Origin of the sequence: Gracilimonas amylolytica, from assembly GCF_002911695.1 — a bacterium.
Classification (GTDB): Bacteria; Bacteroidota; Rhodothermia; order Balneolales; family Balneolaceae; genus Gracilimonas; species Gracilimonas amylolytica.
Genome location: NZ_PQBS01000037.1, coordinates 192,687 through 215,643 on the forward strand (window position 1 = coordinate 192,687; position 22,957 = coordinate 215,643).

General features: G+C 43.1%; 17 protein-coding genes and 1 tRNA gene. 12 read left to right on the forward strand and 6 right to left on the reverse strand.

Annotated elements, in window-relative coordinates; all coding sequences use genetic code 11:
* The first annotated feature begins 149 nt into the window (after nucleotides 1-149).
* The 6 genes from purL (at nucleotide 150) to C3B73_RS10355 (ending at nucleotide 8,221) form a co-directional block, all read left to right on the forward strand.
* A complete protein-coding gene (purL, locus tag C3B73_RS10330; RefSeq protein WP_103665527.1) occupies nucleotides 150-2,387 on the forward strand; it encodes a phosphoribosylformylglycinamidine synthase subunit PurL in 2,238 nt (745 codons plus the stop codon).
* A 431-nt stretch (nucleotides 2,388-2,818) separates the two neighbouring features.
* The gene (locus tag C3B73_RS10335) at nucleotides 2,819-3,538 is read left to right on the forward strand and encodes an SDR family oxidoreductase (protein ID WP_103665836.1); all 720 of its coding nucleotides are present in this window, start codon (nucleotides 2,819-2,821) and stop codon (nucleotides 3,536-3,538) included.
* 255 nt (nucleotides 3,539-3,793) lie between these two features.
* Nucleotides 3,794-4,171 carry a response regulator gene (locus C3B73_RS10340; protein ID WP_157939476.1) on the forward strand — a complete coding sequence of 126 codons (378 nt, stop codon included), beginning with the start codon at nucleotides 3,794-3,796 and terminating at the stop codon, nucleotides 4,169-4,171.
* Between the two features lie 21 nt (nucleotides 4,172-4,192).
* The gene (locus tag C3B73_RS10345) at nucleotides 4,193-5,305 is read left to right on the forward strand and encodes a HEAT repeat domain-containing protein (protein WP_103665529.1); all 1,113 of its coding nucleotides are present in this window, start codon (nucleotides 4,193-4,195) and stop codon (nucleotides 5,303-5,305) included.
* The gene (locus C3B73_RS10350) at nucleotides 5,283-6,908 is read left to right on the forward strand and encodes a glycosyltransferase family 2 protein (RefSeq protein WP_198597335.1); all 1,626 of its coding nucleotides are present in this window, start codon (nucleotides 5,283-5,285) and stop codon (nucleotides 6,906-6,908) included. The genes C3B73_RS10345 and C3B73_RS10350 overlap by 23 nt, the downstream gene beginning before the upstream one ends.
* Before the next feature lie 23 nt (nucleotides 6,909-6,931).
* Entirely contained in the window at nucleotides 6,932-8,221 is a 1,290-nt protein-coding gene (locus tag C3B73_RS10355; protein ID WP_198597336.1) for a YaiO family outer membrane beta-barrel protein, read from the forward strand.
* Here C3B73_RS10355 and C3B73_RS10360 read toward each other — a convergent pair.
* The 6 genes from C3B73_RS10360 to C3B73_RS10385 form a co-directional block, all read right to left on the reverse strand.
* Nucleotides 8,218-10,692 carry a sulfatase-like hydrolase/transferase gene (locus tag C3B73_RS10360; RefSeq protein WP_103665531.1) on the reverse strand — a complete coding sequence of 825 codons (2,475 nt, stop codon included), beginning with the start codon at nucleotides 10,690-10,692 and terminating at the stop codon, nucleotides 8,218-8,220. The genes C3B73_RS10355 and C3B73_RS10360 overlap by 4 nt on opposite strands.
* A 78-nt stretch (nucleotides 10,693-10,770) precedes the next feature.
* Entirely contained in the window at nucleotides 10,771-12,120 is a 1,350-nt protein-coding gene (gene lat / locus C3B73_RS10365) for an L-lysine 6-transaminase (RefSeq protein WP_103665532.1), read from the reverse strand.
* Between the two features lie 336 nt (nucleotides 12,121-12,456).
* A complete protein-coding gene (locus C3B73_RS10370; protein ID WP_103665533.1) occupies nucleotides 12,457-12,732 on the reverse strand; it encodes a GIY-YIG nuclease family protein in 276 nt (91 codons plus the stop codon).
* Between the two features lie 143 nt (nucleotides 12,733-12,875).
* Nucleotides 12,876-13,088: a GIY-YIG nuclease family protein gene (locus C3B73_RS14255; protein WP_198597350.1), complete on the reverse strand. Its 213-nt coding sequence runs from the start codon at nucleotides 13,086-13,088 to the stop codon at nucleotides 12,876-12,878.
* A 185-nt stretch (nucleotides 13,089-13,273) separates the two neighbouring features.
* Entirely contained in the window at nucleotides 13,274-13,528 is a 255-nt protein-coding gene (locus C3B73_RS10380) for a GIY-YIG nuclease family protein (RefSeq protein ID WP_103665534.1), read from the reverse strand.
* 64 nt (nucleotides 13,529-13,592) lie between these two features.
* A tRNA-Met gene (locus C3B73_RS10385) sits at nucleotides 13,593-13,665 on the reverse strand.
* A gap of 123 nt (nucleotides 13,666-13,788) precedes the next feature.
* Here C3B73_RS10385 and rocD point away from each other — a divergent pair.
* The 6 genes from rocD to C3B73_RS10415 all read left to right on the forward strand — a co-directional run bounded on the left by rocD (nucleotide 13,789) and on the right by C3B73_RS10415 (nucleotide 22,950).
* On the forward strand, nucleotides 13,789-15,051 hold the full coding sequence (rocD, locus tag C3B73_RS10390; RefSeq protein ID WP_103665838.1) for an ornithine--oxo-acid transaminase: 1,263 nt from the start codon (nucleotides 13,789-13,791) through the stop codon (nucleotides 15,049-15,051).
* A gap of 187 nt (nucleotides 15,052-15,238) precedes the next feature.
* On the forward strand, nucleotides 15,239-16,609 hold the full coding sequence (locus C3B73_RS10395) for a GWxTD domain-containing protein (RefSeq protein WP_157939477.1): 1,371 nt from the start codon (nucleotides 15,239-15,241) through the stop codon (nucleotides 16,607-16,609).
* 27 nt (nucleotides 16,610-16,636) lie between these two features.
* Nucleotides 16,637-17,341, forward strand: coding sequence for a hypothetical protein (locus C3B73_RS10400; RefSeq protein ID WP_103665536.1), 705 nt, complete (start codon nucleotides 16,637-16,639; stop codon nucleotides 17,339-17,341).
* 116 nt (nucleotides 17,342-17,457) lie between these two features.
* Complete coding sequence (locus tag C3B73_RS10405; protein WP_103665537.1) at nucleotides 17,458-18,117, forward strand: hypothetical protein; 660 nt, start codon at nucleotides 17,458-17,460, stop codon at nucleotides 18,115-18,117.
* Nucleotides 18,118-18,382: 265 nt separating this feature from the next.
* Nucleotides 18,383-21,439, forward strand: coding sequence for a SusC/RagA family TonB-linked outer membrane protein (locus C3B73_RS10410; protein ID WP_103665538.1), 3,057 nt, complete (start codon nucleotides 18,383-18,385; stop codon nucleotides 21,437-21,439).
* A 20-nt stretch (nucleotides 21,440-21,459) separates the two neighbouring features.
* Nucleotides 21,460-22,950 (forward strand): RagB/SusD family nutrient uptake outer membrane protein, encoded by a 1,491-nt coding sequence (locus C3B73_RS10415; RefSeq protein WP_103665539.1) that lies wholly within the window; start codon nucleotides 21,460-21,462, stop codon nucleotides 22,948-22,950.
* Nucleotides 22,951-22,957: the final 7 nt, after the last annotated feature.

The window sequence follows — 22,957 nt, forward strand, 5'->3', positions numbered from 1 at the left end:
AGTTAAATTGGGTTGAACCGGAAAAGAGGAATTGAAGGCAATTAATCTATGTAAACCATTAGAGCCTTTTCTCAAATAATCGTACCTTCAATTCCGTCTTAATTCAACCGGTCATTTGAATCGGTTCAATCCCAATTCTATTTACTCAAATGTCAAAATCTGCCATTCAGGAACCAACAGTAAACCTGGAACTCGCCTTAGATCACGGACTCACTGAAGAAGAGTATGAAATGATACTGTCCCGCCTGGGACGTACCCCAACCTTCACAGAACTGGGAGTATATTCGGTGATGTGGAGTGAGCACTGTTCATATAAGAATTCCATCATTGAGCTGAAAAAGCTGCCTTCTGAGGGAGAAAATCTATTGGTTGGAGCCGGTGAAGAAAACGCCGGTCTGGTAGATCTGGGAGACGGCCTTGGTTGTGCATTTAAGATCGAGAGCCACAATCATCCTTCTGCCATTGAGCCATATCAGGGAGCGGCAACCGGTGTAGGAGGTATTCACAGAGATATTTTTACGATGGGTGCACGTCCGGTAGCGAGCTTGAATTCGCTGCGGTTCGGCTCCATGGAAAACCCAAAAGTGCGGTACCTGCTGGATGGAGTGGTTCGCGGAATTGGTGATTACGGTAACTCTTTCGGAGTCCCGGTTATAGCCGGTGAAGTAGTGTTTGATGAGAGCTACGAAGGAAATCCCCTTGTGAATGCGATGAGTATTGGGTTGGTAAAAGAAGGCGAAACAGCCTCCGCCATTGCCGAGGGTATTGGGAATCCGGTTCTGATTGTAGGTGCAAGCACGGGACGTGATGGTATTCACGGTGCTACTTTTGCCTCCGAAGAGATAAGCGAAGAAAGTGAAGCTAAACGACCAAGCGTTCAGGTTGGGGATCCATTTACAGAGAAATTATTACTCGAGGCTAGCCTTGAAGTCCTGAAAACCGGCGCCGTGATCGGTATGCAGGATATGGGAGCTGCGGGCATTGCTTGTTCCTCCTCCGAGATGACGGCCAAAGGCGGACAGGGCATGAGAGTAGATCTCGATAAAGTGCCGGCACGTGAAGACGGGATGACGGCATATGAATTACTGCTTTCTGAAAGTCAGGAACGCATGCTGATCGTGGCTGAAAAAGGTCGTGAGCAGGAGATAATTGATGTGTATGAGAAATGGGACCTGCATGCGGTAGTGATCGGTGAAGTTGTGGAAGGCGATAAAGTGACCTACTGGAAAGAAGGAGAGGTTAAGGCGGAGATCCCGGCTGAGCATTTAGTGCTGGGAGGTGGAGCTCCTCAATATGTGCGTGAAACCAAAAAACCGGCCTATCTGGATGAAGTTCAGAATTTTGATGCCAACTCAATTGAGCATTCTGATGACCATACTGAGATCACCAAAAAATTACTAAGCTCTCCTAATATCGCGTCCAAGAAGTGGGTGCACGAGCAGTATGATACCATGGTGAGAACCAATACCGTAACCGGGCCGGGAGCATCTGATTCCGGCGTTATTCGCATCAAAGGAACCAAAAAAGGTCTGGTAGCCAAGACGGATTGCAACGGTCGGTATGTGTATCTGAATCCACGTAAAGGTGGTCAGATTGCTGTGGCGGAATCAGCCCGAAATGTTGTGTGTTCCGGTGCCAAACCCATGGCGATCACCAACTGCCTGAATTTTGGTAATCCTTACAAACCGGAAGTGTATTGGACCTTCAAGGAAGCTCTCGGTGGAATGGGTGATGCTTGCCGTGCATTGAATACTCCGGTAACAGGTGGAAATGTAAGTTTCTACAACGAAAACCCAAATGGGGCGATCTTTCCATCTCCCATCATTGGTATGCTTGGGGTGATCGAGGATGTGGAAAAACACAGAACCACTCCGGCCTTCAAGAACGAGGGAGACATTGTGTTATACATTGGTGCTGATCGCAAAGGCCTGGGTGGAAGTGAATACCTGAAGGCCGTGCACGGATTAACCACCGGAGACGCACCTGAGATAGATCTCGATTTTGAAGTTAAACTTCAGGAAGCTTTACTCACAGCCATTAAGCTTGGGTTAGTAAATGCAGCTCATGATCTCTCTGACGGTGGACTGGCCACATCCCTGGCTGAAATGGCCATTTTTGGAAGAAAAGGGGCTGAACTTTCAGTTGAAACCCTGAAGGGATCAACACATGAAATTCTGTATAGCGAGGCTCAGTCTGGTGTTGTGATCACTATTCCGGCTCCTGAGCTACAGACCGTGAAGCACCACTTTGATGAAGCCGGAGTTCCGTTATACGAACTGGGTGTGGTCAAAGGAGATACCTTGTCGATCAAAGATCTTGTTTCCATCAATGTTACGGAAGCCGATGAGATCTACGAGAGCGTGTTACCTAAAGCTATGGCAGGGTAATCAGTTTTAGATACATCGGTTTTATACACTCTGTTTATCATTAAAAGCTTTACTATTCGTTCCGACCTGTATGCCGACAAAGGCAGGCGCAGAGCGTCTGAATGAGGTCAAGTGTAGTATTAAAGATCTTCTAAGGCACTGGTATCAGATCTGATCTTTAGATCATGCCCAAACTTCTCCAGCTACTTTCAAGAACTACTAACCACCCACGGCTCACGACCATCTCGCTCAGACGCTCTGCGTCGGAGCGAAAATGAGGAAACGATAAGCTCAAGAAGAGAACCTGCTAGCGTCCAACGGTCCTCGCAGCGTTCGGGCAACAACGCTCGTAGCTCGCCTTTGAAGCACCATCAGTCCATGGAACGAAAAATTCGTTTTCGGAATTTATGGGTGTGACTATTTATCAAGAAAGACGTTACACCTTATTTACCATGAAAGACAAGATCGTACTTATCGTTGGGGGATCCGGCGGAATCGGATCAGCAACAGCCAGAAAATTTGGATCAAAGGGAGCAAAAGTGATCTTGGCTGCGCGTAACAAAGTCAAAGCCGAAGAAGTGGCTAAAGAGATCAATGATGCAGGTGGAGAGGCCTATGCCATTGAAACTGATGCCACCGATCGGGCAGCTGTTGAACGCATGGCTACCGAGATCGAAGATCAGATCGGAAAGATCGATGTGCTGATCAATGCGTTCGGGCAGGGCATCATACTACCCTTTTTGGATATTGACCCGGCGGATGCTAAAGAGGTCATCGATGTCAATGTTTATGGCACATTTTTGGTCACGCAAACCGTGATGAAACACATGAATGAGGATGAACCGACATCTGTGGTCATGTTTCCGGGTACCATGGGCAAATATGTCATGAAAAATGCTTCCGTGTATGCAGCTTCAAAGTTTGCCATTCAGGGATTTACAAAAGCCCTCATTGAAGAACAGCGCCGTGGTAAAACTAAATTTTCTCTGCTCTATCTGGGAGGAGTGGATACACCGTTCTGGGACGATGATCGCGTTGGCATGAAGGTTAAAAAAGACATGATGCTAACCACTGAAGAAGTAGCCGATGCCGTATATTATGCTGTTGACCAACCTTCCGGGTCAGTATTAAATGAAATGGTGATACAGCCCCAAAGTCACCAGCTGGTGTAATATATTTCAAATTTAATCTTTGGTGACAAAGTTCAAAACGATTGCTTGAAATGGAAGTCAGAGACTTCCTGAGCATTAACTTTTCAGACACCGCTTTGCTCAAGACTGAAAAGATCTGAAAAATTAATCAGGCCTTCACGAAACTGTACCTTATTGGTATTAGTGTAGAGAAATGAAAGGTACATTTAACATTTGTTGACTGTATATTCGTTTTTTATCATTGAGGCAGGCTAAATAAAGAAAGGAAGGTTTATTGTGAGCAATGATTCACCATTGATCCTCGTCATTGAGGACACTGAGGTTATATACGAGCTCTTACTGTATAAGCTAAAGAAGAGCGGCTACCGGGTAGAACACCGGGCAAATGGAAAAGAAGGTCTTGAGGCAGTAAAAGAACTTAAGCCGGATCTGGTTTTGCTGGACGTGATGTTGCCAAGCATGAATGGTTTCGAGGTACTCCGAAACATCAAGGAAGACACGGAAACCAAAGATATCAAAGTGATCATGCTCACCAGTAAGAATCGTGAAGAGGATATCATGAAAGGGCATAAGCTGGGTGCGGAGCGATATATCGAAAAACCTTTCAAACCAAATATTTTGATGCTTAGGATAGAGGAAGTCCTGGGAAGTTGATTTCATTCACAAAGCCCGGCTATGGACATTTCTGTTTATTTACTTCTGATCGTTTCAATGGTACTGCTGGGCTTAACGCTGGTACTTTTTCTCAGTGCCATCATAATTCGGGTCAGGCACAGAAATTGGTCTGCCAAACTGGAAAATTACCGAAAAACCTTGATGCCCCATGTCTTGAATTACCTCGAAGAAGGAAATGAAAAAGAGGTGATAGAGCAATTTACCGGGAAAAACCTTGAATATTACGCCTTTGAAAAGATCATTACGGAAATGCTTACTCATGTTGAGGGAACAGAGGCTGATAAACTCAAGGAACTCCTCTTTATAGAACCGATCTTTGATCACCATTTTAATTTATTGAGGTCATCGGATGATGTAGCCCGGGTAAAGGCCTGTAACTATTTCAGTAATGTACGTTTGGTAAACTTTAAAGTGATCAAAAAGCTGAAGGGGTATTTAGACTCACCGAATCAGATGCTGGTATTTTCAGCAGCAACCGCACTAATGGGTAGCGATGACGTCAATTTGAGAGTGGAGGCCCTTAGTCGTGTTGCCAAAAAAGATTTTCTGTCAGAAATGGCGATGATCGAGTTGTTCCATAAATTCCACTCGGATGAGGATGATCAAAATGAAGCCGAAGGCGAGGCACTGAAAATTGTGTTGGATGAGCAGGATATCCCACCGGCAAACCGGGCGTTATTCATAAAGGGGATCACAGAAATAGGCTACTATAACCTTGTGAATTATCTGCTCGAAAAGTTACAGGATCCATCACGGGAATGGAATTATCCGGAGGTATTGTCAGCCATCATCAAGGCTCAGGGCGAATTCAATAATGTTAAAAGTATTAAGACCCTTCGCCGGTATTTAGACCATGAAGCTCCGGAAGTAGTGGTTTCAGCTCTGGAAGAACTGGGTGATTATGGGAGTGAAGATGACTTTATCTACTTTAAATATTTATTGGGACATGAAGATAAGAACGTTAAAAAGGCCATTGTTTACGCCTTATTAAAAAATGGATTCAAAGAATCTGAGATCCTTCAAGAGGTACCCGAAAGTGATATAAAATTGATCACGAAATACGTGTTGATGTACGTTCACGAAAAAAGGAATGAAACAAATTTTAATGGCTGAGATCAGAGACATACTTCAGCAATTTTTAACCTATATGGAGCCAGCTGAGTGGCTGTTTATTGGGTATTTTCTTGCCGTGAATCTGACGTATACCCTACTCGTAATAATATCATTCTTCTACATCAGGCATCAGCAAAACTACTATCAGGTGTTTAACCTGAAAGGCCTGTTCAATTCAAATTTGTACAAACCGGTCAGCATACTTTCTCCGGCTTATAATGAGGAGGTAAACATCATTGCCTCGGTTGAAGCACTGCTCCAGCTGCATTTTTCTGACTTTGAAGTGATCGTTATAAATGATGGAAGTACGGATGATACCTTGAAATTACTGATCGAACATTTTGATCTATATGAGATCGACCGGCCGGTAGAGCTGCCTATAGATCACAAACCCATCAAGAAAGTTTACAGGTCTTCGATCTACCCGGAATTGAAGGTGGTAGATAAAGAAAATGGCAGAAAGGCGGATGCCCTGAATGCGGGGATCAATGTAGCCTCAAAAGATCTGGTATGTTCCATTGATGCTGATTCCATCCTGGAACCGGATGTACTTCTGAAATTGCTTAAAGCCTTTATGGAAGAAGAAAATGTAGTGGCTGTAGGAGGGATCGTAAGGATAGCGAATGGCTGTACCATCGAGGATAACATTGTCAAAAAAGTAGATCTGCCAAAGAGCTTTCTGGGTCGCATCCAAACGGTGGAGTATCTCCGTTCATTTTTATTTGGCAGGGTTGGCTGGGATTACCTTGATAGCCTTTTGATCATTTCCGGAGCCTTTGGGGTGTTCGATAAGAAGGCTGTGGTTGAAGTGGGTGGGTACCTGCATGACACGGTGGGTGAGGATATGGAATTGGTGGTAAGGCTGCATCGACATTTCAAGGATAAAGGGGAACCATACAGAGTGCGATTTTTACCGGAACCGGTGTGCTGGACAGAAGTACCGGAAAGTTGGTCAGTGTTGGGGAGACAAAGAAATCGCTGGCAGCGGGGACTGGCGGATACTATGATGCGCCACAAGAAGATGTTGTTCAACCCAAAATATGGTCGACTGGGTATGCTGGCCATGCCATTCTTCTTTTTTATTGAGATGCTGGGCCCCGTAATTGAACTGTTTGGTTTTGGGTATTTTCTGATTGTTCTGCTTTTAGGTGGATTCAACTCCACGTTTGTACTTCTGTTTTTAACGGTGTCCGTATTCCTGGGTATGGTGCTTTCCATTACCTCTGTCCTTTGTGAGGAACTGTCCTTCCGCCGATATCCAACCCTTGGGAATATCGCCACCCTGACTCTCTACGCCTTTCTGGAGAATATCGGATACAGACAAATTCACACCTGGTGGAGATTCAAAGGACTGATCGATTTTATTAAAGGAGATAAGGCGTGGGGAGTGATGACCCGAACCGGCCTGTCCTCAAACAGTAATGTGACAGAAGGAATCAAAAAACTGAAGGATTCTGTATCCAACTTTTTCGGTTCATTAAAATATTGGCTGGTTGTGTATGGTGTAACGGTCATTGTTATAGCACTCATCCTGCACGTATTGATAGATAACGGAGTGATCCCTGATGTGTATTCCATCGTCAGGGCGGAACTTGGAATTTGATGAAATCAGAGGTAATGTTGATCATGAAAACACATCCCAAAACATGTATTGTAAGTGCAATTTCAAAACGGACCTGTTTATTGGTTGGGTGGTTAACGGGTTTACTGATGATCTTTTCACTCCAAACCCTTTCAGCTCAAACCGTTGAAAATGTTGATAAAGCCTTTATGGAAGCCCGGGAACTCGCTTTCGATGGCCAAAGGGAGGAAGCAAGGGAATTGGCCCATGCCATTCTGGAAATATCACCCGATTATCACGACGTCAGGATTCTAATAGCCCGCACCTACGCCTGGGATGGCAGTTACGATAATGCCCGTGAGGAACTGAATTACGTACTCGAACGCAGGCCCGATTATAAAGACGCCCTCTTTGCAGCCATCGATAACGAACGCTGGGCGGGAAATGAAAAGGCCATGCTGGATTACTCGAAGCAGGCAGTGAGATATCACGCCGTTGATGCGGATGTACTATTGAAGCGAGCTGAAACTCTAAATTCGGCCGGTAAGGATAAAGAGGCACTGCAGGTCCTGAATCAACTGGAGCAGATCGATAAAATAAACGAAGAAGCGTTACAGTTGAGGGAAAGCATAAAAACCTCAGGACAGAATTACACCCTTACCACGGCATATACCTACGATACATTTGAGGATGTATTCGACGATATACATAAAGCCTACGTACAGCTTTCGAGGCGGACAGGTATTGGTTCAGTAATCGGCCGCGTCAATTATCAGCGCAGATTTTCCACGGATGGATTACAGGCTGAACTTGATTTCTATCCATCCATCGCTGAGGGTTGGTATGGGTATGTCAGTGCCGGGTATTCTTCCAGTTCTTTGTTTCCGGAGTTCAGGTCAGGTGCGGAGTTATTTAAAACGCTGCCCGGCGCATTCGAAGTTTCGGCAGGGTTTAGGTACCTGAGTTTCAACAGCGATGTCTGGATATTTACCGGAACCGTTTCAAAGTATCAGGGCAACTGGTTGTTTACTGTAAGGCCGTATATCACGCCAAATTCAGTGGGTGTTTCCCGGTCTTTGAGTTTATTGGCAAGAAGGTACCTGTCAGGACCTGAAAACTATATAACCTTTCGGGGAGGATTCGGTTTTTATCCCGAAGAACGACGTTTTCAGGATGTTTCAGGAGATGTATTTTTTACCCAATCGCAATTTGTAGGCATAGATGGATATAAAGAACTTCGCTACAACCTTTCTGCTTTCTTATCGCTTGATCTTGCCCGTCAGGAGCTGACCTTCGATCCGGATAATTTTATCACGATCGTTACCCTGAATGGTGGATTCGTCTATAAATTTTAGTTCTCAGTCAGCTGTTCTTTCAGCTCACGCAGGTTTGAATTATCAGAGTCCAGTTCAAGTCCTTTATTGATCCAAACAGTGGAACTATCCCTATTTTCCATCAGGTAGTAGGTTCTCGCTTTACGAAAGATCAGAGGGACATAATTGCCGTTGTAGGCAAGTCCGGTATTCACAAAATCCATGCTTTTCTGATGCTCTCCCTGCCAGTAATACACATCGGTAAGTGCGTTGTAGGTATCCATGTAGGAAGGGTCACGATCCAATACCTCCCTGAAACGGCTGATCGCATCTTCATAGTTACCACCCCATGCCAGGGTTCTTCCATACAGTAAGCGGGCATCATGATAGTTGGGAGAACGGCGTAAAACATGCCTCAGGACCATTCGGGCGTAAGAATAATTGGTGCTAAAAGCAGAATCCCTGGCGATCTGGAATAATTCGGAATTTCCAAGTCCTGTCAGGTTTTCATTTCTTAAAAACTCAATTTCTTCATTCAGTGTCTCATGCTCCCTTTTCTGTTCCTCTGTGAGTCGGATAAGCTTATTTTTAGAAGTGGCATAGTTATTTCGGATTTTAAACTGCTCAAACTCTTTATAGAGCCTGTCTTTGATTTCGTCGTCCTGAATTTCACCCAAAAGCATACCTTCGTTTAACCGGTACAATCTATTATCAGAAATAAAATATTCCCCTGAGAGGTAATCAGCTAAGTTGTTTTTGGTTCTCATGAACGGCACCCTTTTTTGAGCCTCAAATGTTACACTCGTACTTAACTCGCCACCCAGCCAATGGACATTCTCCGGAGTAATGATCTGATCTCCAAAATTTGATCTGAGATAAGCCATCAGGGTTGGCGCAATGTCCAGATGGGATGAGACGCCCTTGAAGGTCTTACTTTCTTTGAGAAGCGGGGAGTAGATCATAAATGGCACGTAATACCGGTCAATACGATCCCGGTGGGGGATGGGAACCATACGGTGGTCACCCGTGATGATGAAGATCGTGTTGGCAAAATCATCCCGCTGTTTGTAACGGTCAAACAGCTGTCGGATGGAATCATCAGTATATAAAAGAGCTTTGAACAGTTCAGGATGGTTCTGATACATCTGTTTGTGATCATCCGGCAGATCAAGGGTTTCAAGCCTTTGCTCAAATATGAGATCAAATTGCTGACTTTCCGGGATGATAAACGGTTCATGAAAGTTAAGCGTGAAAAAGATATCGAGACGAGGAGTATTACTTTGAAACTCATTCAGAAATGAAAAAGCAAAATCATAGAGATCATGATCCGAGTATCCCCAGCTGAATCCACCTTCGATCTCATCCATTCTCTCATATTGATCCGGAAAACGGGACGCATTGACCAGCAGATCAATACCCTGTCGTTCAAGGAAAAGATCCAGATTGTCGAAACTTGTATCATAGCCTCCAAAATAACCGGTATGGTAACCGCTGTTATCCAGGATTGAAATGAGGGAGTGATGTTCAGGCATGCGGTAGCCCAGATCCATGAATCCACTGTTTGCATAAGGCAGTGAACCGAAAATGGAAGGTTGTGCGTTGAATGATCGACCACTGGTGGATAGGAAATGTGTCCAGTTCAGGCTCTCATTAGATAGCGAATCCAGAAAAGGAGTAAATCCTCCATACGAAGCATTGGGGTCAACCACGGTTCCGCCTAAACCTTCAACGATCACAAATACAAAGTTTGGCAGGTGATCCGGCTTGTTTAGAAAAGGGGAGAGCACATCTTCAGTATCAGGGACCCTCATGAATGGATATTCGTCACCGGAGTACTCATCATAGGTTAGGGCAGAAAGGAAATGGTTCGCCGTTTCACCAAAAAAGTAAGAGGCCTTATTAACAGAAAGGGCATAGGTCAACTCAAGTTCGTGATCCTCCTTAGATGGATAGGTGAAAAAACTCAATATGGCACATACCGATAAGAAGATCAGAAAGGTATTCTGAAATGCAGGTTTGAATTCAATTTTATTAAGACCTCGAATTCCGAATAAAAATATCAGAGGAAACAGGATAAGTGGAGCGATCTCCGTAAACCCAAAACTCACTGACGTGCTGACCGTATCTCCGATCTCAGTGATGTTATACGCCCAAAGATCCACACCAAGAAGCACAAGGACCTCACCGAAATATTGGATCAAAGCAATATAGATCACTATGAAGAGAACCATGAGTGCTTTGATGTTTTTTGAAGCGTAGTTGGGAATCAGTTTAGAAAGTATAGCCCAAATAGCGATCAGTATCACGGCCCAGAATGCAAACAGAAAGAGGTCAGGGATCAGGGCTTTAAAATAGATGAGAAAAGATCCTTCAGGTAAGCTGAAGTTTTGTGAGACCAAAAGAATCTCATAGATCCGTATAAAAAAACCAAGAAGCAAAAATGTGACCATGGTCGAGGTCACATTTTTAAGCTCCTGATCTGAAAATGGTAAATGATCGAGAATGGTTTTCAAGTGATAAGGTTTCTTTTAGAATGGTGGAATTCGGTGGTTAAAATACCATCCTCCCTGTAAACCTAAAAGAAACGTTTATCAGCCAACCACAGGACATTCATCCTGTTTAGCCAGATATGCTTTTTCAAGGATATCCAGCCCCTCATCGATCTGACCTTTGCTGATGGTCAATGGCGGACGGAAACGCACGGTATTCGGTCCACAAGAAAGGATCATCAATCCGTTTGCCATACACTCCTTGATCACGTGATCTCGCGCATGTGTATTCGGAAGATCGATAGCACAGAATAAGCCTTTACCCCTTGGATTACTCAGGTATTCATGTTTGTCAGCCAGGTCTTCAAGCTTGAATCTCAGGTGTTCACCTACAGTTGCAGCATTATCAACCAGGTTGTCTTCTTCGATCACTTCCAGGATACGCCCGAAGCGAACCATATCCACAAGATTACCGCCCCACGTAGAATTGATGCGTGACGAGACATGGAAGCAGTTGGTTTCAATATCATCTACCCGGGTATTGGCAAGGATGCCACAAACCTGTGCTTTTTTACCAAAGGCCAGAATATCTGGTTTCACATAATGCTCATGGGCCCAGAATTTTCCGGTCATACCTACACCGGTTTGAACTTCATCATAAATAAGCAGGGCTTCGTGTTGATCTGCCAGGTCACGCAGCGCCTGATGGAATTCCGGGCGGAAATGTCGGTCTCCACCTTCACCCTGGATCGGTTCGATAAGGATCCCGGCAATATCATCTTTATGGATCTCGAAAAAGCGTTCGGCTTGTGCAATAGCCATTTTCTCCTGAGCGGCCGTTGCCTCAATATGTTCTTTAGTGGCAGGGTAGGTCATGGCAGGACTTATAACCCGTGGCCAGTCAAATTTTGGAAAGTATTTCACCTTATTCGGGACGGTGTTGGTAACTGACAGGGTATAGCCGGAGCGTCCGTGAAATGCCTTTTCAAAGTGAAGGATCTTGTGGCCTTTTTCGTGTCGGTAGCCTTTTTGAAAGTTCTTCTGCACTTTCCAGTCAAAGGCTACTTTCATGGCATTTTCAACGGCTAATGCCCCGCCGGATATAAAAAATGAATAAGGCATGTAATCAGGAATACCAACCCGGTCGAATGTAGCCATGAACCGTGCCATATCTTCGGTATAGATATCAGAGTTGGAAGGCTTGTTGATGGCCACCTGTGCCAGGCGTTCAATAAAATCATCATCTCCGGCCAGTTTGGGATGATTCATGCCTAATGGGTTAGAAGCAAAGAAGGTGAAAAAATCCAGATATCTTTTGCCTGATTTTGAATCCAGAAGGTATGCGCCCTCACTTTTTTTGAGGTCAAGTACCATGTCGTACCCATCAGTGAGAATATGTTTACCTAAAACTTTACGTACATTATCAGGATTGATATTAAGACTATCTTGCATTCGTAACTCCTATTGTTGAATTGTTTCTACAAATCTACCAAAAGGATCAAAGTGCCTCAATAGCTTTTAAATTCACTAAAGTTAGAAAGGGTGGTTTTGGGTGTGGTGTGAGAGCGGGGATTGATTGATTAGATAAGTTTTTGAATCTTTGAAGAAATCATAGAATAGAAATGAGAGAGCGTAGTTTATAAATAAAAGAAGGATCAGAGAAAGACGAGTAAAGAACTAAAGCATCTTATACTTTAAGCAACCTCGCAGCGTCTTTAAGACCTGCGATCGTAGCGTAGCGTTGCGAGTGAACGCTGCGAGGACCTTCGGACGCTCGCAGGTTCTACATTAGTGCTTATATAACGAGTGATCTCGTTTTTTTTCGAACTCAGTTTCACATAAAAACTCACGTCTCTTAGCTGGTTTCAGATGTTTATCTTTGTGTAGAACTTCTTTCTTGGTCTCGAAATCCTCAGTATTGACCAATTCCCACGGTCGGTATTTTATGGTCCAACCTTTTTTACCTAATGAGTTATGAGAAAGTAAGCGTTGTTCCAGATTTGAAGTGTACCCGATATAGATCTTTTGATGAGAAGGCGAGTAAAGAGCATAAACGGTATACATAAGTTCCTACTTTTCTCTTTAATATAAAAAAAGCCTTCTGAACTAAATCAGAAGGCTTTTGGTAGTGGCGTGCCCGCCGGTGGTCGGATGATAGTCGGATTCGAACCTACGTCCGCCAATCGGCGGATAAGAGCCCGACGAGCCTAATTGAATTTTTCTTTAACAACCTCCCAGATATATTCCCGTCCTTTGGCTGATTTAAGCTGTTTCTCTCTGCGCATAGCGTCTTTCTTTGTTTGGTGTTCTTCAGTATAGGCTAATTTCCAGGGGCGGTACTTTATAGTCCACCCTTTTTTACCTAATGAGTTATGAGAAAGAAGACGCTGTTCAAGATCGGATGTGTACCCGATATAGATCTATTGATGAGAAGGTGAGTATAGAGCGTAAACGGTAAATATGAGACATCGATTTTCTCATGAATATAAAAAAAGCCTTCTGAACTTAATCAGAAGGCTTTTGGTAGTGGCGTGTCCGTCGGTGGTCGGATGATAGTCGGATTCGAACCTACGTCCGCCAATCGGCGGATAAGAGCCCGACGAGCTTATTTAAATTTTTCGTTTACGAGGTTCCAAATAAATTCGCGCCCTTTGGCTGATTTCAACTGTTTTTCTCTGCGCATGGCTTCTTTTTTGGTCTCAAAATCCTCAGTATAAGCTAATTTCCATGGACGGTATTTTATGGTCCACCCCTTTTTACCTAGCGAGTTATGAGAAATTAAGCGCTGCTCCAGGTTTGTTGTGTACCCAATATAGATCTTTTGATGCGAAGGTGAGTATAGAGCGTAAACAGTGTACATAAATTCCCGATTTTCTCCCGAATATAAAAATGCCTTCTGAACTTAATCAGAAGGCTTTTGGTAGTGGCGGGGGTAGGATTCGAACCTACGACCTTCGGGTTATGAGCCCGACGAGCTACCAGCTGCTCCACCCCGCGATGTCGAGACTTAAATATACGGCTAAATATCATTCGATATCAAGGGTAATTTGAAATAATTTTGTTCTTGTTTCAGTGATGCTTTTCCTATTTTCAGCAAAAAAAAATAACAGACAGCATTTTATGATCACATCAAAGCAAGCAATTGAACTGGAAGACAAATACGGTGCCCATAACTATCATCCGCTCCCTGTAGTACTTTCAAAAGGAGAAGGCGTTTATGTGTGGGATCCTGAAGGCAATCAATATTTCGATTTTTTATCGGCATATTCTGCCGTTAATCAGGGCCACTGTCATCCTAAGATCACCAAAGCACTGACTGATCAGGCCTCCACCTTGTGCCTGACTTCAAGAGCCTTTTATAATAATGTGCTTGGTGAATACGAAAAATATATGACCGAATATTTTGGCTTTGATAAAGTACTGCCAATGAATACCGGGGCTGAAGGTGTGGAAACTGCCATTAAGATCTGCCGGAAATGGGCGTATGAGAAAAAGGGGATCCCTGAGCAGGAAGCTCAGATCATCGTTCTGGAAAATAACTTTCACGGGCGTACCACAACTGTTATTTCATTTTCAAATGATCCGGATGCCCGAAAGAACTTTGGACCTTATACCCCCGGTTTTATAAAGATCCCTTATAATGATATCGAAGCACTTGAGGAAGCTTTAGCTCAGCCAAACATTGCCGGAGTGTTGGCCGAACCGATTCAGGGTGAAGCCGGTGTGGTAGTTCCTGATGATGGATATATCTCTCAAATGGCGGATCTCTGCCGCGAAAACAATGTTCTTTTTATAGCGGATGAGATCCAGACGGGAATTGCCCGAACCGGTAGCCTTTTGGCGGTTTGCGGTGATTGTGATTGTCAGGGACATTGTGAGCAGCAAAGTACTTACACCAAGCCGGATATTCTGATCCTCGGCAAAGCACTGTCAGGCGGAGCTTATCCGGTATCGGCCGTATTGGCTGATGAACCAGTCATGGATGTTATCAAACCGGGTCAGCATGGGTCAACATACGGAGGAAACCCCCTGGCATGTAAGGTGGCAATTTCAGCTCTTGATGTTGTAAAAGACGAAAACCTGGCCCAGAATGCACGAAAGCTGGGTGAGACCTTCAGAAATGAAATGCAAAAGCTGGTCGAAGATCATGACCTGTTTGTAAAAGTAAGGGGTCGCGGACTTCTGAATGCCGTCATCATTAACGATTCACCGGAAAGCGATACCGCCTGGCGATTTTGTGTGGCATTGAAGGATAATGGATTACTTGCCAAGCCCACTCACGGCAACATCATTCGTTTTGCACCGCCATTGGTGATGACGGAAGATCAGCTTATGGAATGCGTAAATATTATAAAAGAAACACTGCATTCTTTTAATAAGTAGATCACCGAGAATGGTATCGGGAATTTTATTGTAAATATTAGGCAGATAGTTGAATTCGTATTATTATAATAATAAACGGTTCATGTAGTTTAACTAAGGAAGTCACCGGTTATCCGATATTATTATAAGAATGATAAGACCTAATATTTACTTACTGCCCGGGATACTGTTACTCAGCTTCGTTGGCATGTCTTGTTCCGATAGCTACATAGATAATGTGCAAAGGGGGGGATGGTATAATTATGAAGCAGGGCTCCCCGAATTACGCCTCTCAACTACCGGTTACTATAGCCAGGTGGGAATACCCACTATTGAAGTGTCGGGGGATGTGGTGTATGGCGGATTGATCTATAAACAGAATGATGAGGGTAATATTCAGGCTGATATTGCTGTTGAGATCACCCTATACGACATAGATACTGATGAATTGATAGCACAAAGATCTTTTTCTCAGGCCTTAATAGCTGAAGATAATTCAGTCATTCATAGTCAGGAGTTGTTTAGATTTAATGAAACTTTTGAGGTTGAACCGGGCGAATATGAAGTCGTGGTCTCGGTTACAGACGAAAGTTCCGGTAAGCAAATGGTTCGAACTAATGAAACCTCAATTGAAAATATCAACGACGGGATCGTATCGATCTCAGAAGTTCAGATATTTGGGAAAGAGAATGCTGTGAGAGGGGCTAATTTTGTACCTGTTACAACCTATGATGTGCCTGCAAACCTGGATTCACTGAAATTCATGGTCCAGATCAACAACAGCACAGGCACACCGATCAACATACGATCAAATCTGAAGAAATTTGTAGCCGATACTTCCGTCGCCTGGCCGATGAGTATTCAGGATTATCCAAGATCCAGTATTCGCTTTCAGGGGATCGAATACGATGAATTCGAGATCATTCAGTCAGGGAGCCGCAGGATCAATCAAAACGGGAACATATTTATAGAATACTCATATGGTCAGCTTGAATTGGGTAATTATCGTCTAGAAGTGTTTATAGAAGCCGATAATGATCTCAAAACAGAAGGGGGGAGGGAATTCGGTATCAAACCGGCCTTTTATCCTGCTATAAAGACCACTAGGCAAATGGCGGAACCCCTGGCTTATATAATGACGGATAAGGAATATGAAGAGCTGATGTCCATAAAAAACGATGATTCATTAAAGGTGGCTGTTGACCGGTTTTGGTTGTCCAATATCAATAACTCAAATTTGGCAGAGGATGTAATATCACTTTATTATACCAGAGTAGAAGAGGCTAATAAACAATTTTCAAACTACAAAGAAGGATGGAAAACGGACTTAGGTATGGTATACATTCTTTTTGGGGCACCGTGGACGGTCAATGATGTCTTCAACAGTCGGGTGATTTTGTCATACACTTATAATTTGGAAGACCCGGAAAGAAATTTTTTATTTAGAGTATCCGATATAAGGGGTAAATACTTCCCGTTTGATAATTATATACTACAAAGAGAGATCTATTACTATACGATCGAGTATAGACAAAAGCAGCGGTGGAGAACGGGACTCATTCTGACTACAGATCTCTGAGTAACTAACTAAAAGCAAATGAATACTATGAAATCCAATAAATTAAATCTTGTTATTCTAAGTGTACTCATGATCATAATCGGTGTATCACCGGCATCGGTTCTGGCTCAAGACCAGGTCGATGAAAATGATATAGTGGATATGGTGGAGAGAAATGTAGTGCCCACTATCAAAAAGACAGAAATATCCGGAACACCATATGTGACGGATGATTTTACAAGTGGGTCATTTGAAGTATATAGTGGACGGTATGCGAATGCAGAATACATGAACTTCAATATCTACGAAGAAAGATTAGAATACAGATCTGGAAACCAGACCTATGGGGTGGATCTGGCCAATATCCGTCAATTTAAGCTAAGCGTTGATGGTACAGAACGGCTATTCAAAAGAGGTTATGACTCAAGGAGACTTGATGGAGATGAATTTGTAGAGGTGGCAGCCGAAGGACCGCTGACATTTCTGGTTAAGCATGAGGTTAATTTTAATGAGAATGCGAGTTCCGGTTATGGGTCTGCAACAAAACAAGCCAGTTATTCAAAAACCGAGAGATATTATTTCAAGGAAGGGGATAAGGTATCAAATGTTCGTCGGCTGAATAAAAGGAGGGTCATGGGCTACTTTGAGGGAAGTAAAAAGATGGAAACCTTCATAGATCAAAATAACCTGGATATGTCGAATCCAAGGGATGTGGCCATAGCTGTCTCAAAATTCAATGAGCAGAAGATGTAAAAATTGATTTAAGTATTTTTATTTATCTGTAAGCCAATTATTTTCATATCTATTCTAGCGATAGCTCTTAACGCTGTCGCTTTTTTATTATTCAATAAGCAGACTATTTCATTCAGATGAAAAATATTTTATTACTGACGGTTTCCACACTATTATTTATCACATCCTGTGCGTCCACGTCCAATCAGTATCTGGCTTCCGGATATGACGATAAAGAGGTAAATGCTACTCTTAGCATCCTGCCGGTACAGGCTGAAGCCTTTTTTGAGTATTTCCCCGGTTATACCTTCGGGAAACTTGAAAACAAATCAAATGAGACCTTCGAGCAGTATCTACCAACTTATATAGAAAGAAATACTCAGGCTGATGTTAAAGAGATCCTGACCTCTGCTTATCTGGAAGGAAGTAACTTTGAGTTAAAGGAACTGCCGCTGGAATCAGAAACTCAATTTCAGATCCTGGGGCCCAAGGATAATACCTCGCTAACAACAGATGGTATAAATTCCCGCTTTACCTTGATATTAGATCAGTTCAACTACCAATTGTATGATATTGAAACTGGTGGTGGAAATTATGCAGGCCACGAGACGGAGAAAGAGACCAGATTACGATTCGAAACAAAATATCTGATCTGGGATAATACAGCTGGGAAACCTGCGGCTTGGGGTAGGGTGAACTCAGCTAAAAGATACACTGCAATGGAAAAAGAAATGTTATATCAACAACTGCTTGATGAAGCCCTCGAACAGATACTTAGAAAAAGCCCCTTTTCTTGATCTTATTTCCTGCCGACCTTTTCTGTTGATATAAAATCATGGGCACTATGGGATTAGCTATCAAAGTGCCTTAGGCTTTAAAGGTATTTCTTTAACATTAAAAAAAATATTCCCTTCAGAATATTACGAAGCGTGATTTGGGTTATTATATTTTGTATTTGAACTTTATTATAAATAATATCCAAGCTGATATATGTTTGTTAAACATTTGATAACTGTTTGTTAAACATTTTTGTCTTAACCCAAAACCTAAATCAAAGCTACTATGTTTAAAAAGCTACTATTTACAGTATTTGCTTTGTTATTGTCGGCAAGTGCATATGCACAAAGCGGGACTTTAACCGGGCAAATTACAGATGCTGAAACAGGAGAGCCGTTGATCGGCGCGACTGTTTATATCGAATCTATTAACAGAGGAACTCAATCCGATGTTGATGGTAACTACACAATTACCGGAGTTGACGCCGGTACATATACTGTTTCTTACCGATACGTTGGTTATGTAACAGTAAATGAAGTTGTTGAGATCGGATCAGGAACCGTAACACGTAACGTTGAGTTAAGTGTTGATGTTGTTGGTTTGGATGAATTTGTTGTTTCCGGATATGCTGTTCAGCAAAAGAGGGAAGTAACGGGTTCTATTTCAACTGTTTCTTCACAAGATCTTGAAAACGTTTCCCTGCAAAACACAGAATCCCTGCTACAGGGTCGTGCTGCCGGTGTTAACATTACTACTACCTCCGGTAACCCGGGTGGTGCTTTCCGTGTAAATATCCGTGGTAACGGTTCTATTAACGCGGCTACTGAGCCTCTTTATATTGTTGATGGTGTGCAGATATCATTTGCTCAGCTATCATCTCAGGCCAGTACGTCTCCACTTAACACCTTGAACCCAAGTGACATTGAGTCTATTGAGGTACTTAAAGATGCGGCTTCTGCTGCTATTTATGGTGCTCAGGCCGCTGCCGGTGTTGTGATCATTACTACCAAAGATGGTTCTGCAGGTCCAACACAAATTACAGCGCGTGCCGAGACCGGTGTACGTTCTCTTGCTAACAACGTAGACTACATTAGCTCTGAGCAATATGTTGAGTATATGGGGGAAGCGTTAGCGTTGAACTCAGGCGTTACTCCAGGCGGTGATTATAGTTCTTACGAAGATATTTATAGAAACTTCTTCTTGAGTTTCTTCGGAAGTCCTGTAGAAGCCGGTGATGAACTTGCCAATACAAACTGGCAGGATTTCATTTTTGACGAAGGTGTAACTCAGAAGTATAACGTTTCGGCTTCCGGTGGTAACTCTGCTACGACTTTCCGTATCTCAGGTGGTTACGAATCCACTGAAGGTACTGCCTTTAATTCGGACTTTACCCGTTTGAACCTGAGAACAAATATTGACCACGAACTGGCTCAGAATTGGAGAACCAGCGTGCGTTTGAATATTTCCCGTTCAGGACAAACCGGTGTGTGTCAGGATGGTAACTTTATTAACTGTCCTCCGTCACAGGCTATGTTTGAAGCTCCAATGAGTTTCCCATATCTATTTGATGGTTCTTATAATCCAAATACACGTTTTGGTGAGCCATTCAACCCTGCGGTTGTTAAAAATGAAGTAGATCGCGAGAATACAGTAACTCAGATCCTGAGTTCTATTAGATTACAATATCAAGCTAACGACTGGTTATCATTCAACGGTAGTATGAATGTTGATTACAGAAATACTCAGGACAATCAGTATCGTTCAGCAATTGCTGCTCCTTCACAAAATGGTTGGATCAGTTTTGCGAATAGAAACGTAGAAAACTATCAGGGTAACCTGATCGCCAACTTGTCTAAAACTTTTGACGGCGTTCATGCTGTTAGTGGATTTGTTGGAACTGAGTATCGCTCTGATTACTCTGAAAGTCAGGTAACACGTGGTGACGGCCTTCCGGGACCATTCTTTACTGTACTATCTGCTACTTCTACTCCAACAACTGCTTCAGGTATCAACAGTGAGTGGAGACAAGCCAGTTACTTCGGTAATGTTGATTATGTCTATGACGAAAAGTATATCCTGAAATTGGTTGCCCGTTATGATGGTAACTCTCGATTTGGTCAGGATACTCGCTGGGGTTTCTTCCCGTCTGTTTCTGCAGGTTGGAGAATCTCTGAAGAGGATTTCCTTAATATTGATGCGATCAATGAATTGAAGCTACGTGTAGGTTACGGAACCACAGGTAACTCTGCGATCGGTAACTTTGCAGCTCGTGGACTATACTCTGCAAGTGGTTCATATTTAGGATCTACCGGACTTCGTCCTACTCAGTTAGCTAATGCTAACCTTGGTTGGGAAGAAGCTAAGGAGATCAATGTTGGTCTTGATTACGAATTGTTTGATGGACGCCTTTACGGGTCTATTGATGCGTATCAAAAAGACACAGAAGAACTGCTATTCGGTCGTCCATTGCCAAGTGACAGTGGTTACGGAAGTATAACCGAGAATATCGGGTCTGTACGTAACACAGGTGTTGAATTTGAAGTGAATTCAGTAAACGTGGTTCGCTCAGGATTCAGATGGCAAACACGTTTCAACGTAGCGTTCTCTGACAACGAAATTCTTGAACTGCCAAATGGTGACCCAATTGGTGAAGATGCCCTCTTTACAAGCTTGATCGAAGGCCAGCCTATTGGCCAGATTCAGGTTGTGCGTTGGGCCGGTGTTAACCCTGCAGACGGACGTCCAATGTGGTATGACGCTGATGGTAACATTACCTACACCCCAACCAACTCTGTGGATGCTGTTAACTACAAAGATGGAGTTGCTAATACTGTTGGTGGATTTGGTAATACAATCAGCTACAAAGGATTAAGTCTGGATGCATTCTTCCAGTTTAGTTTTGGACAGTGGGCCTTCCCTAACACGGATTACTACTTTACCAGAACGCCTGACTTCCTGATGAACCTTTCAACGGAAGTACTGGAAAGGTGGAGAATGCCGGGTGATGTAACATCTTACCCAAGAGCAATCACAGGAGGAACAGATTTTGCAGAAACTGCGAACTACCGTACTCAGCTAAGTACAGCTTCCATCTATAATGCAAGCTACATTCGTTTGAAGAACATCTCTTTGAACTATAGCCTGCCTGATAGATTTACACAGAGAGTTGGCCTGAATAATGTAACTTTCTTCGCATCTGCTACGAACCTGGTAACTTGGACAGCATGGCCATTCTATGACCCAGAAGTTGCCTTTAGTCCAAATGATATCTACAACAACTTGACAGCAGCCTCTTACCCAACAGAGCGTCAGGTTAATGCCGGTATTGAAATCCAGTTTTAATTAAAAAATTAGATAATCAAATGAAGAAATTTAAAACACTTAAGTATGCACTAGTCGTGGCCCTGTTTGTAGGGTTTACCGGCTGTGACAGTATGTTAGACGGTGTGGAACCATCTACATCGGTATCATCTGAGGTGGTGCTAACCAGCGAAGATGGAGTTAATGCTCTTAGAGCATCCATGTATTCCAAGATCCACGAAAATTTCAGTATGCATACTGAATATTTTGTAGGGCCAAGTGCGTTTTCTGATGAAACACGTAACCGACCCGGATCAACAAGGTACCAAGCCTTGAATAATGCCACAGGAACAAGTGGTGGAACAGCTCACCTGAACAATTGGGGACTGTATGAGATCATACAGGATGCCAACTTACTCATTGGAGCCGTTGACCCTTCTGTATTTGAAGATCCTGCAACATTGGATCAATATAGAGGAGAGGCTTTAGCTCTTCGTGCTTTCGCAATGCACATTATGGTTAGAGTGTATGGTTATGAGCCTGGTAACTTTGGTCAAGGTGACCTGGAAGGTAACTGGGACGCAGGAATCATCATCAGAACTGAGCCTACTTTGGACTTGTCTGATGCTGACCTGAGACCAAGAAGTACTGTGAATGAAGTTTACACTCAAATCCTAAACGACCTGAGCACAGCTAAAACATTACTAGCTGGACGAAACTCAGACAATCGTTATATAACTGAAGCTTTTGTTGATGGTTTAACAGCTCGGGTTAACCTATATGCAGGTAACTGGGGTGCTGCAGCAACTGCAGCTCAAAACGCCATCGATAATTTTCCAAATTCACTGGAAAATACAGCTACCGGTGTTGCTGATATGTTTGATGAAAGAACTTCAAACGCTCATTCAGAAGCTTTGTTCCTTGTTGTGATCAATCCTGATACAGAAGGTGGAGGATACAATAACAGTGGTCCTGCAACTTATACAGCTGATGGATTCTTAGCGCAACTTCCAACTCAGTTCTTGATAGATAAGTATGATGCAGCTGACCATAGATTAGGATGGTACCAAGACTGTACTACTACACAGTTGAATCCTTTAACTTCACCTACAAACTGTGATGCCATAAACACAAATGGTTTTGCCATCACAAAATTTAGAGGTGAAAAAGGTAATTCTGTAGATGATCTTCCAATGATGAGACTTTCAGAGATGTATCTCATCCGTGCTGAAGGATTAGCAAAAGATCAAAATAATCCAGCAGCTGGAGTTCCAGATCTTGAAACTCTGAGAACAGCAAGAAATGTAGGTGCAGTACCTGCAAGCGCTCTTGCTAGCCAACAGGCATTTGAAGATTTCATTTTGGATGAAAGAATGAGGGAATTAGGCGTTGAAGGCCATAGATTCTACGACCTTAAGCGTTTACAGCGAGACGTCAGAAATCCTGATGGATCCCTGAAAATGCGAGCAGAATCATACAGAATTCTTGCTGAGATCGGGTCCGGCCTGAGAAACGTAAATGATCAGTTGGTTGAAAACCCTGGTTACGAATAATCTCATA

Excerpts from the sequence above, each read along its gene's own strand:
- purL (WP_103665527.1), top strand. The coding sequence starts at position 150 with ATGTCAAAATCTGCCATTCAGGAACCAACAGTAAACCTGGAACTCGCC.
- C3B73_RS10335 (WP_103665836.1), top strand. The coding sequence starts at position 2,819 with ATGAAAGACAAGATCGTACTTATCGTTGGGGGATCCGGCGGAATCGGA.
- C3B73_RS10345 (WP_103665529.1), top strand. The coding sequence starts at position 4,193 with ATGGACATTTCTGTTTATTTACTTCTGATCGTTTCAATGGTACTGCTG.
- C3B73_RS10350 (WP_198597335.1), top strand. The coding sequence starts at position 5,283 with ATGAAACAAATTTTAATGGCTGAGATCAGAGACATACTTCAGCAATTT.
- C3B73_RS10355 (WP_198597336.1), top strand. The coding sequence starts at position 6,932 with ATGAAAACACATCCCAAAACATGTATTGTAAGTGCAATTTCAAAACGG.
- lat (WP_103665532.1), bottom strand. The coding sequence starts at position 12,120 with ATGCAAGATAGTCTTAATATCAATCCTGATAATGTACGTAAAGTTTTA.
- C3B73_RS10370 (WP_103665533.1), bottom strand. The coding sequence starts at position 12,732 with ATGTATACCGTTTATGCTCTTTACTCGCCTTCTCATCAAAAGATCTAT.
- C3B73_RS10380 (WP_103665534.1), bottom strand. The coding sequence starts at position 13,528 with ATGTACACTGTTTACGCTCTATACTCACCTTCGCATCAAAAGATCTAT.
- rocD (WP_103665838.1), top strand. The coding sequence starts at position 13,789 with ATGATCACATCAAAGCAAGCAATTGAACTGGAAGACAAATACGGTGCC.
- C3B73_RS10395 (WP_157939477.1), top strand. The coding sequence starts at position 15,239 with ATGTCTTGTTCCGATAGCTACATAGATAATGTGCAAAGGGGGGGATGG.
- C3B73_RS10400 (WP_103665536.1), top strand. The coding sequence starts at position 16,637 with ATGAAATCCAATAAATTAAATCTTGTTATTCTAAGTGTACTCATGATC.
- C3B73_RS10405 (WP_103665537.1), top strand. The coding sequence starts at position 17,458 with ATGAAAAATATTTTATTACTGACGGTTTCCACACTATTATTTATCACA.
- C3B73_RS10410 (WP_103665538.1), top strand. The coding sequence starts at position 18,383 with ATGTTTAAAAAGCTACTATTTACAGTATTTGCTTTGTTATTGTCGGCA.
- C3B73_RS10415 (WP_103665539.1), top strand. The coding sequence starts at position 21,460 with ATGAAGAAATTTAAAACACTTAAGTATGCACTAGTCGTGGCCCTGTTT.